The 584-nt window shown below is 55.3% G+C and carries 1 protein-coding gene; it reads left to right on the top strand.

All coding sequences use genetic code 11. The features are described 5' to 3' along the window. Window positions 1-68: 68 nt before the first annotated feature. The gene (locus H0484_RS15050) at window positions 69-554 is read left to right on the top strand and encodes a transposase (protein WP_226955445.1); all 486 of its coding nucleotides are present in this window, start codon (window positions 69-71) and stop codon (window positions 552-554) included. Window positions 555-584: the final 30 nt, after the last annotated feature.

Raw genomic sequence — 584 nt, 5'->3', positions numbered from 1 at the left:
CCCCCTCAGTCACAATAGATGTCCGCTCAGTTGATTTGAATATTTGAGGGGGCGGACGGAGTGAAGCAGTGCCTAGTTACAGCGCAGAGTTCAAAGAACAGGTTGTCAGGAAGCTGATGCCGCCGCACAATCAGACGGTGGCAGCGCTCAGCCGCGAGACGGGGATCTCGGAGGCGAGTCTGTATAACTGGAAAAAGCAGTTTCGTGCGAAGGGATTTGTCGTGCCTAAGAAGTCCACTCATGCCGATCAGTGGGATGCCAAGGCCAAGTTGGCCGCCGTCATTCAGACAGCAGCCATGAATGAGGCTGAACGTTCACAGTATTGCCGTGAACACGGCTTGTATCCTGAACAGATTGATGCCTGGCGCGACGCCTTTGAAAGTACCGACATGGGTGCGTCGGCCAATAAGGCCGAGCTGTCGGCGGAGCGCAAGAAAAGCCGTGCTCTAGAGAAGGAACTGCACAGAAAGGAGAAGGCGCTGGCTGAAGCCGCTGCGCTGCTGACGCTGTCAAAAAAAGCTCAGGCCATCTGGGGCACGAACGAGGACGACTGATTCCTCTGGAGATGAAACAGATGGCCATGA

The organism is Mesopusillimonas faecipullorum (assembly GCF_020539505.1).
GTDB classification, from domain to species: Bacteria; Pseudomonadota; Gammaproteobacteria; order Burkholderiales; family Burkholderiaceae_B; genus Mesopusillimonas; species Mesopusillimonas faecipullorum.
The sequence above is the reverse complement of the archived record's forward strand: the minus strand, read 5'-3'. Positions and strand labels throughout refer to the sequence as shown.